Raw genomic sequence first — 15,507 nt, 5'->3', positions numbered from 1 at the left:
CCATGACCCAGAAATATGATTACATCATAGTCGGTGCAGGCTCTGCAGGATGTGTACTCGCTAATCGACTAACCGAAAACGGTCAGCACAAAGTATTGTTGTTAGAAACGGGTGGCAGTGATAAGAGCATTTTTATTCAAATGCCAACAGCCTTGTCGATCCCGATGAATACCGACAAATATGCATGGCAATTCCATACCGAGCCCGAGCCGTATCTAGATAATAGAAAAATGCACTGCCCGCGCGGTAAAGTGTTAGGTGGTTCATCTTCAATCAACGGCATGGTGTACGTACGTGGCCATGCTAAAGACTTTGACGAATGGCAACAACATGGTGCACAAGGCTGGGATTATCAATCATGCTTGCCTTACTTTAAAAAAGCTGAATCTTGGTACTTAGGCGAAAACACCTACCGAGGATCTGAGGGTCCATTGGGTGTAAATAACGGCAATGAAATGGAAAACCCCCTATATCGTGCCTTTATTGAAGCAGGCCAGCAGGCAGGTTACGCTAAAACGAACGACTACAATGCAGCCCAGCAAGAAGGCTTTGGCCCAATGCATATGACCATAAAAAATGGTCGTCGCTGCTCCGCCAGTCGAGCCTACCTTGACCCCATTAAACGTCGCAGCAACTTAACTATTATTACCGGTGCGCAAGCGCAAAAGGTATTGCTTCAAAACAAGCAAGCACAAGGCGTTGAGTTTAAGGTTAACGGCAAAGTGCAATCAGCACTGGCAAAGCGTGAAGTGATCTTAAGTGCAGGGCCTATTGGCTCCCCTCACCTATTACAACTATCTGGCATTGGCGACAAAGAAACGCTAGAAAAAGCAGGCGTTGAAGTACAGCACCACTTACCTGGTGTTGGGCAAAACTTACAAGATCACTTAGAGTTTTATTTCCAATATAAGTGCAAGCAACCTATTACCCTTAACGGTAAACTAGGACTGATATCAAAAGGCTTGATCGGTGCCCGCTGGATTTTAAGCAAAGATGGCTTAGGTGCCACAAACCATTTTGAATCTTGTGCTTTTATTCGCTCAAAACCAGGAGTTGAATGGCCTGATATCCAATATCACTTTTTGCCAGCGGCTATCCGTTACGATGGTAAAAGTGCCTTTGACGGCCATGGTTTTCAAGTCCATGTGGGTCACAATAAACCTAAGAGCCGCGGCGCTGTTACGATTGCCTCTAGTGACCCTGACGAAGCACCAAAGATTCAATTTAACTATCTACAACATCCTGAAGATATTGAAGGCTTCAGAGCCTGTGTGCGCTTAACCCGTGAGATCATAGAGCAAAGTGCCTTTGACGATTATCGCGACGGTGAAATTCAGCCGGGTAAAGACATACAAACTGATGAACAAATTGATGCTTTTGTGCGTCAAGCGGTAGAAAGTGCTTACCATCCTTCTTGCTCATGCAAAATGGGGGAAGATGACATGGCAGTGGTTGACTCACAAACCAAAGTTCACGGTATCAATAGTTTACGTGTGGTTGATTCATCTATATTTCCAACCATACCTAACGGTAATTTAAACGCCCCAACAATTATGGTTGCAGAGAAAGCCGCAGACCATATTTTGGGTAAAACACCACTTAACAATCTTAATGCACCAGTAGTCATGGAATCGCAGTGGCAACAAGTGCAACGTCGTTCGGAGATCTAAATTTGCCACTCGCTCAGGTAGCCATACCTAGGCGGGACTCGCAGTGGCGTGCGGGATAAATTGTTTATCCCAGGGGCTCAGAGCTTTGCTCTGCTCCCTAAGCATTAATGCGAGATAAAATAAAAAAACAATGGAGAAATAATGAGTTACTTTTACTTATTTTGGGAGGGTGACAATGACCTTATGGCTTAGTGCTGGTATCATTTTCACCCTATTAGCAATTGCTTTAATTTTGTTTAAATGGGGTAATTTACAGTGTGTTGGCGTCACACCAGTTAAAACATTTACGTTTATCGCCATACTATTTACATCAGGCTTAGATGTCGGACTGATCATGTTTCCGCTTACTGAGTTTGCGGGTTACGCAGACATAAAAGCAAGCCCAGAGTATGCATTTGCAAACCCTTTGGCCATTGAATTTGGTTTTTGGGGCTTTTTGATCTGGGGATTTTATTTTCTGACCTGTTTTTATTTCTGCGTAATAGAACCCAAAGTGAAGTTCTTTGAAATTCCTTGGGTGAAATTAATCAATAATGTGATCATTATTGGTACCTGTGCTTTTACAGCCTACTTATTGCTAACCAACTTGCCTTGGTATTTACCAGAAGTAGGCGATGGTAGTTCTATTATTCCGAGTTTTTACTTGGTTGTGCTCGCGGCTATTTGCTTTGCCGTATACTCTAGCACCAGTTTGAAGTACGTACGTTTTTTAAGTATTTCAACTACATGGCTATTTATTGGTTTAATCGCTTTCATGTGGGCCTCAGCTTTTGTTTTTGGCGACAGCGCCATGAGCAGCTTTGCCAATAAGTTTGCGCTACTTGGCGATTACTTTGTAAATATTAATCAGTTTGTATTGCCACTGAACGATTACCATGAGTTCTACCTATTTTGGTGGTTTGCATGGAGTATTATGATTGGCCAGTTTACGTCGCGCTTCGTCGGCGGGCTGAAAACTTATCAAGTACTCGCTGCTATGTTGGTGTTTCCTTCTATCCCAATCGCTGTATGGTTTAGTGTGCTTTACCACTATCACGAAGCGGGTATTCCAACTGAGGGCATTAAAAACTTCGCCATGGTGTTTGTTGGCGTGGTGTTTGTGATCAACTCGCTTGATTCACTTATTCGCCTGTATACAGACAATCTAAATTTAACTGTAAAGCGCTTAGGCATGCGTAACTACATGATATTTAATATTGTTGCACTATCATTGTTAACATTATTGTTTAAACTCGAGTTTTTACAAATTCAATGGGTCGGTGCACTGGTGATAGGTTTGTTTTTCTCATGTGTTATTTACATCGGGTACAACAAGCTTAAAACCGTGAGCCAAATTGATAGCTCACCAAAAGATAACAAAATTGATTACAGCAAAATTGAAACCGCTAGCTAAGGAATACAACATAATGACAACGAAGAAAACAATATTGTTTGGTGCATTAGCACTCGCTTCAACACACGCTATGGCTAACCTATCAACAACCATTACCGCTGCGTCTGATTATAGCTTTAATGGTGTGAGCCAGACTCAAGAAGACCCCGCTTTGCAGGGCAGTCTTGATTATGCTTTTAACGACGGCGTGTATGCAGGCTCGTGGGCATCAAATGTCGATTTTGCTGACAATACAGACATTGAGTGGGACTTTTACGTTGGTAAGTATGCAACACTCAATGACAACTGGAGTATTGATTACGGTATCGCATATTACAGTTACCATGGCGGTACCAGCTCAAGTCATGGAAACTACCCTGAGGTATATTCAAAGTTTGGCTTTGCCAACTCACTAGGCCAAACAGAGTTTAACTTTTGGTATAGCTGGGATTACTTTGGTACCGGCGCAGACCACACTATTGCTATGGTCGCGCACAGCATTGAAGTAGCGCCAGGCCATACACTACGCGCAAGCTTTGATGTATCAAACTCTCTCGATGGCAACAAATATATGTGGGATGCAGGCGATAAGTCTTATACACACTATCGACTAGCCTACCAAACAAGCTACTCAGGCTTCGATATCGAAGTCGCTGCAGAGAACACCAGCCTAGACTACGACACGGCTGATGAGCGTGTTGTACTGAGTGTGTCTCGCACATTTAATTTGTAACAGTACAAGTCTCCTACTACTTGTATCAAAGGCCAAGCACATGCTTGGCCTTTTTTATATAATAAAAATCGAATTGGTTAATTGTTCTTGATCAACTACACGATGTAGCGAATACAAAATGCTCAGCAGCAACATCCTTAAGCCCAGATAATGCAGTAATCAATTGAAAATGGTACATTTTCCATACCTGTCACGCTCTTTTTGTTTAGCCGGTAGTTGACCTATATTATTAAACCTAAGGTCAACAAAACTAACGAAGAGTAACAAAGCGATTCTCAGAAAACTACGATGACAAAGAGGCTTTCCTTGTGAACAACTTTCTCAGCTCTTTTGCAGCATTGCGATATCACAAAAATCCTCCCCTCTTTTTATTGCAATAAATTATCCTATTAAATAATATGTTACTGATTTGTTGGAATATGACAGTTGGCAAGGATAAAGCATTAATACTCTTGGCAAACTTGAGTGTTGTCTCTCACCTTTATGCAGAGCGCCCTCTTTTACCTAGCACACCACTTGTATAACCAGATCACAATTCACCTTACAACATGACTACGTGGTACAAACTATGGATAAGCAATACGAAGCGTTACCAAAAGAGCTCGATAAGCTGGTTCAAGAGAGTTACGAAAAGTTCTCTAAACGTGCAACAAATTACAGCCCCCTACATAAGCTGTCACGCAGGTCAGCAGCTACAGCGAGCATTTTTGTTCTTATCAGTGCAAGCTACCTTATAGCTGGTCTCTCGTTATTTAAATCTACTCCCATTGGCGACTTAAAAAAGTTAGGCGATATTGTAATTTTTGATTTGGGTAACAAAGCACTCGTTGTAAGCATCGCTACCAGCTTCGTGACTTTTTCAATTTATCTATGGTTAAAAAAATGGCAAAACAGTAAAAAAGAGCAAGGCTCTACGACCTACCCTATCCAGTTTTATCAAAGTTACTTTCTTATCATTTCTACGGGTATCAGTTCACTACTCTTTTTTGAGTGGCAACAGTTAATGCCTGTGTTTTTTGCTGCTGGATTAATTATTTTCATCCTATCTTATTCAATTAACCGAAAGTTTGGTTACACGCGGGCATGGTCAAGAAACAGACTGTATGCAGAAAAAGTACGTCTTATTGATGCACGTTATAAGTCTGGGATGATTTTTAGAGATAAAGCACATGAAGACCTACTCAAGCTATTAGAACAATACGAAGAACAAACCCATCAAGATACTGTTAATGACTATATCAGCTATGGAAATTCAGCACTGAACACACTAAAGGGGCTAAGGAAATAATCAATGAGCCAGACACACATATTAAACCTGGATAAAAATGAGTTCAGAGACGATTTCATTGGTAAAGATAATCTGAATGAGCTGTGGCAAGACGAAGCTCGCGAAGGGCTGATTGGCCGCTTACAAACCTGCCTAGCAGAAGCTAAACATTATGCGAAAAGTAGAGCCGACAACCCACATAAAACATGGCTCTCTCACAACGCCATTTTAGTATCCGGTCAACGCGGTACAGGTAAAACTGTGTTTTTAAGAAACAGCCAAGCCATCTGGCGCAATGCCAACCAACAATCGAACGATGATAAAAGCGCACTATGTTTTCTCGATGTGATTGACCCAACCATGCTGGTCAACGATGACTCTTTTGCTAATGTTATCGTCGCGCAAATATACAGTAAAATTGAAAAGCAGTTGCTGCATCTTGCCCATGTAAGTGGCTCAAGCTCCAGACAAACGGATAAAAACAAATTTACTCAAGCGTTAAAAAAGCTTGCTGACTCATTAGGGAAATCGAGTGAGTTTAACGGCCATACAGGTATCGATAAAATTCAACACTATAAGTCGGGCATACATATCGAGTCATATTTTCACGAATTCATTGAAATATCGATAAAAATTTTAGGCTGCAAAGCACTAGTGCTGCCCATTGATGATGTAGACATGGCCTTAGATCGTGCCTTTGAAGTGGTCGACGATGTACGTAGGCTCTTAGGTTGTCCTTACATTATCCCGATTGTCAGTGGCGATATGCGTTTATATGAGCATATGACACGAGTCCATTTTGATGACAAAGCCTACAAAAAACACCGCCATAATCAAGCGCTAATCGACGAAGGCAAGGCGGTGACCAAAGAGCTCACAACCGCTTATCTTACCAAGGTTTTTCCAAACCAAATGCGACTATCGCTTTTACCCATTAGTCGTTTGGTTAACAGCCTCAAGATTGTTCAAAATTTGGGTAGCGAACAATTGGGATATTCTATAAAAGAATATAATCAATTACTTTTTAAATCCTTCTACCCGCTTTGTAACAACAAAGAAGTATTACAGCATTGGCCAGAACCAGAGTCATCACGTGAACTGGTTCAGCTAGCTCGGGCTATTCCACCTTGCCATATAGATGAATCTCTAAGCCAAAAAGAAGTACCTCAGCCCGACAATAAAACACTATGGGAAAGCTATGCTAACTGGGCAGAGCAAAAGAAAAATGGTGTAGCCTACACCAACGCAGCCTCTTATCTAACACTTGTAAATAGAAACACAGAGCAGCTATTTGATATTCAAAAGTTGCTTTCTTTTAACCCCAAAATGCAGATGGATAAAGAGCTATATCCTTGGGCAAGAGTTCATTTTTACAAACAACAGACTGCCGAAATGGCCAAAATTGAAAGCGAAAAGGATCGCACTAATAATAAAGATATACTTGATTCGGTATTTAACGCTCAATCTTTGACTTTGCGCAGCATGCCACCTTTGGAGTTTTTTGACTTCAAACTGTTCATTAGTCAAACAACTATCAACAACACGCCTAAAACCTTCCAAGAAGGTAGCCAAAGCTCTACTGAGCTATCAAACAACGCACAAGAGCGAGTATCAACCGAACAACTACTATTAGACATATTCACCCATAGAGATTTTTATTCCACCATGTCTAACACCTATCGGTTTGTATTTATGAGCCGCTCCTTTGAGCTTATTGCCTATTCATTTTTATCGCCCACTGTGGACCAGAAAAAGCTGACCGACAATATAATGGCTATCCTCAGTAGAGCCCCGTTTTATTCTATCTTTAATATGAATATGACCAAAGCGGTGTTTAACGATGATGATGATGCAGAGACAGATGAGCTTGAGCGTACTCAGTCGACACAAGCTTCCACTGCAGCTGAGCTGAGCAACCGCATAGCTAAATGGCACAGTGACAATAAAGCATTATTTGAGCAAATTGACACGCGTAAACTCACTGAGCTTTTCGCCTATATGTTTAATAAGACCTTCACCGCCTTCAACCTATTTAAGTACCAAAACCTATTAAAAACAGAAGATCGCCGGAGTCTATTTAGAAAAAGCCAAGGCTATAAAGACGAGCATCTATCGGATCTTGCCACGCGATTTAACTACATGCTACTCAACTCTGCTTACAGCGCGGGAGTACAAGGTGAAGCGATAGCTGCCAATGTTGCTATTACATCTAACTACTCCACTATTCGTGACCGAGCCGAATTTGAACGCACCGACCGCACATTAATGCGTAACAGAGCTTTTTTAGAAGAACAATCCAAAAGCTCGGATTTGACAACGAGCGATACATCTTCGCTTACACTCGCATTCTGCCAAGCCCTTGAACAACACCCAATTATTAAGCTAAGTAATTTAGATAAGGGTAAGACACTCATGCTGGGTAAATACAGGGAAGCTGCTGTAGCTAAAAATGACGCTGTTTTTATGCAACCACAAAAGGACATCCAAAAAATTGATTCTTTGGACGAAGAACTCAATGATCAAATTTATACAACACTTGCTGAGCTCCTAGATTTGTATCATATAGATGAACAAACCAGAGCCAGCACAGCGAGGTTACGCAACTGGTTAACTCAAAATACGGATAATATCGTTAAGCGTTCCCCAGCCTTCAAATGGTTATTACAATACCCTAGAGTCGTTTTGCAGCAATTTAAAAAGGATAGAAAGCTTAATGCACAATCTGACGAGGGAAAAGTACTTTCTTCGCTTATAGTTTCAGGGCTGTTTAAGTGATCTGTTCTTCAGACAAGTCGGTTGTTGCGGCCGCACTACTCACATCTGATCGCTTGCTCAAAACCGCAGACAATTTAGAGCAAGTATTGAGCTGTTCTGATGCGCCTGAGCATAACACCAATCTGGTAAAAGCCGTTGAAGACTATCAAAAGTATGTGAGCCATACTCTGCGTACTGACGATATACGCCATATGCTCGCACTGCACGGCACATCAAATATTGATGAAGACCCAGAACGGTTACTGAGCAAGCTGGCTAACTATTATTTGCAATGGCAAGGTAATCGCTTTGAAGTCAAACCCAAAAAGCTAGATCAATGGTTAGAATTACTCAGTTTAATTGACCCTAGTTGGGTTGTTGCCCAAGCCTACAAAGATGTTACGTCTCGAAATGGGGTGAGCTATTTAGATGTGATCAATGCCATTATTAACGAGCAATGCCCGTTTGGCCTGCCTAATGACAGGTTTGGCCGAGGGTATGCCGATAACCATGTACATTTGGGAGGGCATGGTTACATCGGCCCCTCACTGCTCAGTTTTGCCCTTTACGGACAACAATTAGATGATGAAATCGTGTGGCCAAGGCGCAGTGAGTATACCCAGTTTGAAAGTGGGATATATAAAAAACAAAGTTTACCTATCTGGTGTCATTATTTAGGATGCGAGCTGATTGAACGCACATTTAATAAAAGCGACAAACCATTTATTCCCTTTGGCTCAGAAAACGTTAAGAAAGCTGAGCATAATATACTAGTTTACCTCAATGAAGATGAAGCACAGCAGCCACTGCAACCTTACTTTGTTGCTGCACATAACCGCTCAGCCCCTTCAGCAAAACGATGGTTACTTTATTGCGTAGGCATATTAAGCACTCATTGCGCTCTAAACCCGCTAAAAAGCCAATTTATTCGCACCTGTAATATTTTAAGAAACTACATGGTGGTCTCTGGTGTAGGGCTAAGCCAGTTTGTGAATCATTCGCGCTTCAAAGCTCGAGACTCCAGAGCCCTCAAACACCAGACTCACAGTGCAATTGATGCGTTAAACACCGATATGCACCAGAATTATCGCGAATTTAGGTCTACTGCCAATGTGTTGCTAGGTAGTGATTGTTTTCCGTGTCACCCAGATGCATTGGCTAAAGCGCTAAAAGGGTTATACAAAAACAGTCTTGCCGAACAAGTGCACTTTGTTCTGCACTTTACTCGCTCAGGAATGCGTAGCGACAAATACCAAGAAGAGGTCAGGAAAAGACTCAAACAACAAGTTAATATGCTACAAGAATTTGCTTGTTCAACGACCTTTTCTGAAGAAGATAGCAACAAAAGTGGGCTTTTCAAAGCGCAACGAGAATTAACTTTTGACTTGCGCAAAGCCATTCGTGGCTTTGATGTCGCAGGCGATGAAAACCAACTTCCCATCGAAATTTTTGCACCGGCCCTTAGGGTACTACGTGAAGCTAAGTATAGCTCTAAAGGTATGTTTTCTAACCGTATGCAACGACCCTTCTTAACTGTTCACGCAGGGGAAGACTTCAGCCACTTACTCAGCGGATTGCGCGCTATTGATGAAGCCGTTTATTTCTGTAACTATCAAGCAGGAGATAGACTAGGACATGCCTTAGCATTAGGTGTATTACCCAGAAAGTGGGCAAAGCGCCAACGTGTTGCTTACCTGACATTAGATGAGCACCTAGATAATCTAGTATGGTGTTATCAAAAAGCACTCGAAGTAGTGCAGCAGGTGCCACAGTTTACCGGCGTGCTACAGTTGCTGAACGAAAAAATCCAATATTGGTCGTCACTGCAATATGATCAGGAATATAGCTGCAGAACCCTATATGAAGCGTGGAAGCTACGTAGAAACTGCCCCTACTCTGTACGCAATAGTAATCTTGTCGAGCCCGGATGGGCGATTGATTTTGATGAAAATAAACCATCAAACACGTCCAATAAGGCATTTGAACTTTGGAAACAGTATACAGGTAACAGTCTACTATCAGGCAATAATCAAAAATCTGTCATGATCCACTGTATACCCAAGTCAGGTGAAGAGCCCTTTGGTACAGAGCTGGGCATGTATTTTGATTCTATTTCTGCCGCTGAGCTTGAGCTATACGAAGCTATCCAAGATTTGCAAATGGAAAAGTATGCTGCCCAAGAGATTATTATTGAAGCGTGCCCAACCTCCAATATTTATATTGGTCGCTTTAAACATCATCGCGAGCACCCTATTTTTCGCTGGGATCCCCCCGAACAAGATTGGATCAAAGCAGGTGAAAAGTTCAACCAATTTGGTCTTCGTAAAGGCGCTGTTGCCGTATGTGTTAACACCGATGATTCTGCCCTTATGCCAACCACCATCCAGAACGAACATCGTATATTACAGCAATCGGCAATTGGATATTATGATGTGGGTGTCAATAAGGCTGAAATTTGGATTGAGCGGATACGCAAAAAAGGTATGGATGTATATAAAAGTAACCATTTAAACTGGGTAAATAATAAGTTAGATTAGTTTAAGGGGCTAATGCAGCCCCTTAAACTAGGCTCGTCTGTGTCTTCACTCAAAGTTCGAGTAGATGTCCACAATTCCAACTTTTTATTGAAGTATTATTATATTCCCCCAACACCAGAGCAAGATAACGAACTTTACCTCGATATAAATTTATGACCTTATACTGCTTTTTAAATTGAGCAGCTCAATTATGTCAGCCAATACGTTGTTCGAACACTTTTTTCCATTGATGAACCACGCCAGCAAGGCAAAGTGCAACACCCATTATTCGATATTCTGTTTCTAACAATCACTGCCGCCATTGCAGGTTGCCAAGGTTGGAAGGAAATTGAAGATGATGCCCATGACAACTAACGTGGTTACGTAAGTTTATCGCATTAATCAACTTCTCTTGCTTGGTTGGTAGTTGTAAGCAAAAAGCAAAACAGCCACGCATATCTATCAGTAAGTTCAGGTCACGTTGTTATTCCCTTTCTAAAATCAATGCCCTTCCTTTGCGACCCGAACTAGATTGCACGGCTCTAAGCCCGTGTACTTTGCCAAGTGAAGTATTAAAAGGCACCCATTCACCGTCTTGTAGCTGTGCTTCAATGGCAAAACTCGCAATGGCGGTAAAAGCATCAAGTTTATCTGCAGATAACTGTTTTGCTGCGACAACAGGTACTCGATACGCAATATCAGCCAGTGCTAATTTAGGTAACTCTTGATAGCCCAAAATGGCTACAAACCGCTGCCAATCGGCTTCTCGTTGTGCTTGCAACTGCGCGGTAAAATATCCGCTAGATTGGCTGTATGTACGACCTGCTTGGTAGGGTAGCTCCCACTTTGCATGATGCCATGCACGCTCTGCAAGGGCTAATAACCTTGGGTAAAGCATGTACTGTGCTTGCTCATCACTTCGCAACATTTCACTCCATAAATGCCCCTGAATTCCAGATAATTTAACTCCATTGTTAAGTGATGACTCACTGTCATCAGCTATGTAAGAATGATTGTGAGTATTTTTCCAGATCTCTGCATGCGCAGGGAGGTTATCTGGCATAAATTCAAACATCTTTTTACTGTCAATGGCACGGCTTGCCCAATGATTACCCCGCTCCTGTGGATGAGACTGATATGGAAAATCAAAGTAGGTTACATCAGGGCTAGACAACACAACCTGCCACCCTTGATTAGCGAAACGATGAGCGACCACATGCCCATTTTCGCTTAATGTCGCCCAAGCATTGACCTGGACATTCTTTGTCATTTTGGCTACACGTACATCACCTAAGCCATCGCTCCACCCAGCAACCTGTATACCTTTTTTATCAAGTAACGTTGCTACCCGCTCAATAAAGTAACCATTAAAGTTGCTAAAGTCTTTCACGCTTGCCTGCAATGTTTTACAAGCTGGCGAATCAAGCCAAGCCCCCGCGGTTTCATCTGCACCGATATGGTAGGTGCTAAGTGGTACCCCTGCACGGTCATGTAATACTTTGACTTCGCTCAATACTTTGTCGATAAAGGTGTAAGTATTTTCAATACAGACATTAAGCGTGTTGTCATTATAATGTTGAATGGAGCTGTAACGCGTCTTATCAGCAGGTTCTACTAAGCGATATTGCTGTGCATCCTCTTGTTTGCCTTGTGTCATCAGCTTTTTATATCGCGCTTCCATAGCTATAATCGCAGCGCGTGAGTGACCAGGCATATCCAACGAGGGTAATACTTCGATGTGGTGCGTTTTGGCATAGCGTAGAATTTCAATATAATCCTCTGCCGAGTAAAAGCCGTTAACACTCGCGTTTTTGCCATTCCCAGCGCCTAATTGCGGCAATAGGCAGCGAGTTTCGCTTAAATCTAAACAGCGATAAGCGCCCACTGAAGTGAGTTCATCGAGATCTTTGATGGCTAAGCGCCAGCCTTCATCATCAGCCAAATGTAGGTGTAACTTATTTAACTTATATGCCGCCATCTGTTCAATGGTTTGCAAAATAAAGGCTTTAGAACGGAAGTTGCGGGCAACGTCCACATGTAACCCACGAAAGTCATACCTTGGTGCATCTATGATCTCAACGGTGGGAATGCTCAAATCATGAATATCCAACAGCCCTGCAAGGCTCTGTAAAGCGTAAAATGCAGCGGCTGCGTTGTTGGCCCTAATGGCGATATTATCTGCGGCGACCGTCAGTTGATAATGTGGGCTTGTTTGCTGATTTGGCTTTACGGCTACATCAACTAAAAATCCATTCTTGGTACTTTTAACTCCCAGAGTATTGAGTCGTTTTTCTGCCATTGCGATAGCATTTACAGAAATACCTGACAGTTGCAGATTAATACCGCCCGCTAGTTTTATACGTTTATCAGACAGCACGGTAAGTTGTCTGGGTTGAGGAATAAGCCCAATCGCAGCATCAAGGGTTGGTTTTACTTGGTGTTGATACAGGTATTCACTGCCCATCCACGGCGTGTCGTCTTTACCGCTGGTTTGCAGCTGATTGAGTGAAGTAAATGGCGCTAAGTATGGCTGTAGTTCAAGACCAGTGTCATTATCAAGCTGGGTTTGTGTGCTTTTTATCACTTTTGGGGTGAGCGTAAGCTGCGCGTCCGTAACAATATAATTTGGCATAAATTCCGAACGTGTAACTTGAGAGTCCTTGGTATAAAAGCGCACCTTAGTGGGGGTGTTTGAAAATCCAGTAAACCCCTTTGCTGGCATGATTTTGTGAATGTCACCATTGATATGGGTAATGGTAAAGTTATCACCCTCTACATGGTAAATCGGCATCAGTTGGCTAAAAAAGATAGCAAAGTCATTGTTTGCTCGGGTATTGGCTTTGGCTACGCTAAAGCTCAACTCAGAGTAATAGCATTTTTGTTGCTCTTTAGGACAGGAGGTGGGCTTGCTATCCAACAAAGTGTATTTCACTTCAAGGTTTTGGCTCAGCCAGTTTAATGCACTTTGGTCAATGGCATAAAGGGGAGACGACACCCCAAAAATTAGGGCAATAAGCCGATTAAACCTCATTGGCGAGCTCCTTGTTATCATAGTTAATTTTATTATGTTGAAACAATCCGTACGCTCCTAAAAGTGGCGCATGATTTAAGGTGCTCGGCATAACACTAACGGATTGGTATAAAGCACCGTCAAGCAACTGCAGCATCTTTGCATCAAGGGCCGCTTTAAAATAGTCATAGGAATGTGTTACGGAACCGCCAAGAACAATGACATCAGGGTTTAACACCAGCACCACTTGGGCTAGCGCATGACCCACATGACTGCCGAATGTCTCGAATTGTTGTAGCGCAAATGAGTCACCGTACTGTGCTTGTTCGGCCAACCATTTTCCTTCAATCCCTTGTCGCCCAAAGAACTGTCCAGAAGCGTAATCTTCAATAATACCATCAAGATAAGTTAAATTACCTAACTCTCCTGCAGCACTATGATTTCCTGTATACAAGCTACCATTAAAAACAAAACCAGCACCAATTCCTGTGCCAAGGCATACGCCAATCAGGTTTTTAGCATCATGACCACCGTATAGATATTCACCGTAAACAAAGCAGTTTGCGTCATTGTGCACCACTACGGGTAGCGAGAACCGCTGCTCTAGCAGGTGCTTCAAAGGCACGTTATGCCAATGAGGAATATTTTGTGTTGTCAGTACGGTGCCGCTGCACACCTCCAAGGTGCTTGGTACTCCAATGGCAATGCCTGTTGTTTCGAGCGTTCGGTTTTCGTCGATTAAGCGCATCACAAAGGCATTAACTTGGCTCAAACTGGCCTGACTGGGTACAGCATATTGGCGTACCTGTTTAACTTGAGAGTGCGTAACAGACGCTACTTGGGCCTTTGTGCCGCCCAAATCGATACATAACAAAGAGTGATTCATAGTAATTTAACTATTCTCGTTTAGAGGTTGAGACAGCGTCTTTTGGCTATTGCCAAACGTTTTATTTTTAATCAAAGGATTAGCCCACACTCCAACGCTCAGAATGTAGCCAAGTGGAAGCAGTAATAGCAGGGCAGCAAGTTGTAGGTTATTACTTAACTCAGCCGCAAAACCTAAGATAGGTGACATAAAGGCACCACCAATGATCCCCGTACATAAAATTCCCGTAACTGCACCATGACCTGTTTTAAATGAGTTCAATGCGAGGGCAAATATGACCGACCACATAATGGAGAGGAAAAAACCCACTATTGGAAAGGCGATAAGGGCAACTGTTTTAGTCCCCAATAACGCACATAGCAGCGCGATAGCGGCACCAAGGCTGAATAAAATCAACAACTTTTGTGCATCAATCAGTTTAAGGAGCAGCAGTCCAAGCAGGCAGCCTAAAGTTAGGCATAACCAAAACTCGCTGACGACTTTTGCGCCTTCGCTCGTTGGGTCAAGGCCATGATATTGCTGCAAAAAGACAGAAATAAGATTAGCCACCCCCTGCTCTAGTGCAACATACGCGGCTATGGCAACAAAAAATTTCAACACGGTTTTATCTTTAAAAAAACCGATACTTTGTGACCAGCCCAGCTGCTGCTTTTTCTGCTCAGGTACCACGCTAAATGGGGTAAATTGTGAAAGTAGTAACATAGTCACACTAAGTAGTGCGAAGAGTGCATAAATACTTAGCCACGTTTTATCGGCGGGAATAATGCCAGACAGCGCACCGCCAATTCCCTCGATGGTGGTTACTTGAGCTTGCAGTTTGCTATACACCAAAGGCGCAAGTGTTGCGGCAGCACCAAACATCAACTGTGCAAAAACTGACAGCACGGCAAAATGTTCTGAGCCACCGCTTGCTCTTAGCAGCGGATTGATAGCCACTTGCAGCAAAGCCATGGCACAACCCAACATAAACAAGGCAACCATGGCAATTACAAATGTAGGCAGTAACACAAAGGTCGCTGCGCCAATTGCAGCAAGGGCAAATGCCAGCTGCATCACTGTCTTTTCTCCTAGGCGCTGTACCAGTAGCCCTGCTGGAATTGACATCACACCATAGGCGATAAAAAACGCGAACGGAAAAAAACCTGCGAGCGTTAAGCCTATGCTGTAACTGTCTATTAATGCGGGAAAAATCGCGCCTAAAATATTGGTGATAAAAGACACCGTAAAAAAGGTTGCTAATACTAATGCAATCACTAGATAGCTTTTTTTCATGTTGTATTTCCATCTTCAATTAAAAAG

The 15,507-nt window shown here is 42.6% G+C and carries 10 protein-coding genes; 7 read left to right on the top strand and 3 right to left on the bottom strand.

The features are described from left to right. Window positions 1–2: 2 nt before the first annotated feature. The 7 genes from betA (at window position 3) to HG263_RS17140 (ending at window position 10,687) form a co-directional block, all read left to right on the top strand. Window positions 3–1,670: a choline dehydrogenase gene (betA, locus tag HG263_RS17170; protein WP_171627325.1), complete on the top strand. Its 1,668-nt coding sequence runs from the start codon at window positions 3–5 to the stop codon at window positions 1,668–1,670. A gap of 175 nt (window positions 1,671–1,845) precedes the next feature. Next, window positions 1,846–3,063: a BCCT family transporter gene (locus HG263_RS17165; protein ID WP_171627324.1), complete on the top strand. Its 1,218-nt coding sequence runs from the start codon at window positions 1,846–1,848 to the stop codon at window positions 3,061–3,063. Window positions 3,064–3,076: 13 nt separating this feature from the next. Next, window positions 3,077–3,775, top strand: a complete 699-nt coding sequence (locus HG263_RS17160; protein WP_171627323.1) for a TorF family putative porin — start codon at window positions 3,077–3,079, stop codon at window positions 3,773–3,775. 568 nt (window positions 3,776–4,343) lie between these two features. Further along, window positions 4,344–5,063 (top strand): hypothetical protein, encoded by a 720-nt coding sequence (locus HG263_RS17155; protein WP_171627322.1) that lies wholly within the window; start codon window positions 4,344–4,346, stop codon window positions 5,061–5,063. Between the two features lie 3 nt (window positions 5,064–5,066). Continuing rightward, window positions 5,067–7,817, top strand: coding sequence for an antiviral RADAR system adenosine triphosphatase RdrA (gene rdrA, locus HG263_RS17150; protein ID WP_171627321.1), 2,751 nt, complete (start codon window positions 5,067–5,069; stop codon window positions 7,815–7,817). Next, window positions 7,814–10,333, top strand: coding sequence for an antiviral RADAR system adenosine deaminase RdrB (gene rdrB / locus HG263_RS17145; RefSeq protein ID WP_171627320.1), 2,520 nt, complete (start codon window positions 7,814–7,816; stop codon window positions 10,331–10,333). Before rdrA ends, rdrB begins: the two co-directional genes overlap by 4 nt. A gap of 174 nt (window positions 10,334–10,507) precedes the next feature. Next, window positions 10,508–10,687 carry a transposase family protein gene (locus tag HG263_RS17140; RefSeq protein ID WP_439332000.1) on the top strand — a complete coding sequence of 60 codons (180 nt, stop codon included), beginning with the start codon at window positions 10,508–10,510 and terminating at the stop codon, window positions 10,685–10,687. A 109-nt stretch (window positions 10,688–10,796) separates the two neighbouring features. On the opposite strand, the gene HG263_RS17135 is transcribed toward HG263_RS17140, so the two are convergent. Genes HG263_RS17135 through HG263_RS17125 form a run of 3 tightly spaced genes read right to left on the bottom strand, consistent with a single transcriptional unit; the run spans window position 10,797 to window position 15,480 of the window. Next, window positions 10,797–13,343 carry a family 20 glycosylhydrolase gene (locus HG263_RS17135; protein ID WP_171627318.1) on the bottom strand — a complete coding sequence of 849 codons (2,547 nt, stop codon included), beginning with the start codon at window positions 13,341–13,343 and terminating at the stop codon, window positions 10,797–10,799. Next, the gene (locus HG263_RS17130) at window positions 13,333–14,208 is read right to left on the bottom strand and encodes an ROK family protein (protein WP_171627317.1); all 876 of its coding nucleotides are present in this window, start codon (window positions 14,206–14,208) and stop codon (window positions 13,333–13,335) included. Before HG263_RS17130 ends, HG263_RS17135 begins: the two co-directional genes overlap by 11 nt. A 6-nt stretch (window positions 14,209–14,214) precedes the next feature. Beyond that, complete coding sequence (locus HG263_RS17125) at window positions 14,215–15,480, bottom strand: MFS transporter (RefSeq protein WP_171627316.1); 1,266 nt, start codon at window positions 15,478–15,480, stop codon at window positions 14,215–14,217. Between the last annotated feature and the right edge of the window lie 27 nt (window positions 15,481–15,507).

The sequence above is a fragment of the Pseudoalteromonas caenipelagi genome (assembly GCF_013140855.1).
In the GTDB taxonomy this organism is placed as follows: Bacteria; Pseudomonadota; Gammaproteobacteria; order Enterobacterales; family Alteromonadaceae; genus Pseudoalteromonas; species Pseudoalteromonas caenipelagi.
The sequence above is the reverse complement of the archived record's forward strand: the minus strand, read 5'-3'. Positions and strand labels throughout refer to the sequence as shown.

Excerpts from the sequence above, each read along its gene's own strand:
- betA (WP_171627325.1), top strand. The coding sequence starts at position 3 with ATGACCCAGAAATATGATTACATCATAGTCGGTGCAGGCTCTGCAGGA.
- HG263_RS17165 (WP_171627324.1), top strand. The coding sequence starts at position 1,846 with ATGACCTTATGGCTTAGTGCTGGTATCATTTTCACCCTATTAGCAATT.
- HG263_RS17160 (WP_171627323.1), top strand. The coding sequence starts at position 3,077 with ATGACAACGAAGAAAACAATATTGTTTGGTGCATTAGCACTCGCTTCA.
- HG263_RS17155 (WP_171627322.1), top strand. The coding sequence starts at position 4,344 with ATGGATAAGCAATACGAAGCGTTACCAAAAGAGCTCGATAAGCTGGTT.
- rdrA (WP_171627321.1), top strand. The coding sequence starts at position 5,067 with ATGAGCCAGACACACATATTAAACCTGGATAAAAATGAGTTCAGAGAC.
- HG263_RS17135 (WP_171627318.1), bottom strand. The coding sequence starts at position 13,343 with ATGAGGTTTAATCGGCTTATTGCCCTAATTTTTGGGGTGTCGTCTCCC.
- HG263_RS17130 (WP_171627317.1), bottom strand. The coding sequence starts at position 14,208 with ATGAATCACTCTTTGTTATGTATCGATTTGGGCGGCACAAAGGCCCAA.
- HG263_RS17125 (WP_171627316.1), bottom strand. The coding sequence starts at position 15,480 with ATGAAAAAAAGCTATCTAGTGATTGCATTAGTATTAGCAACCTTTTTT.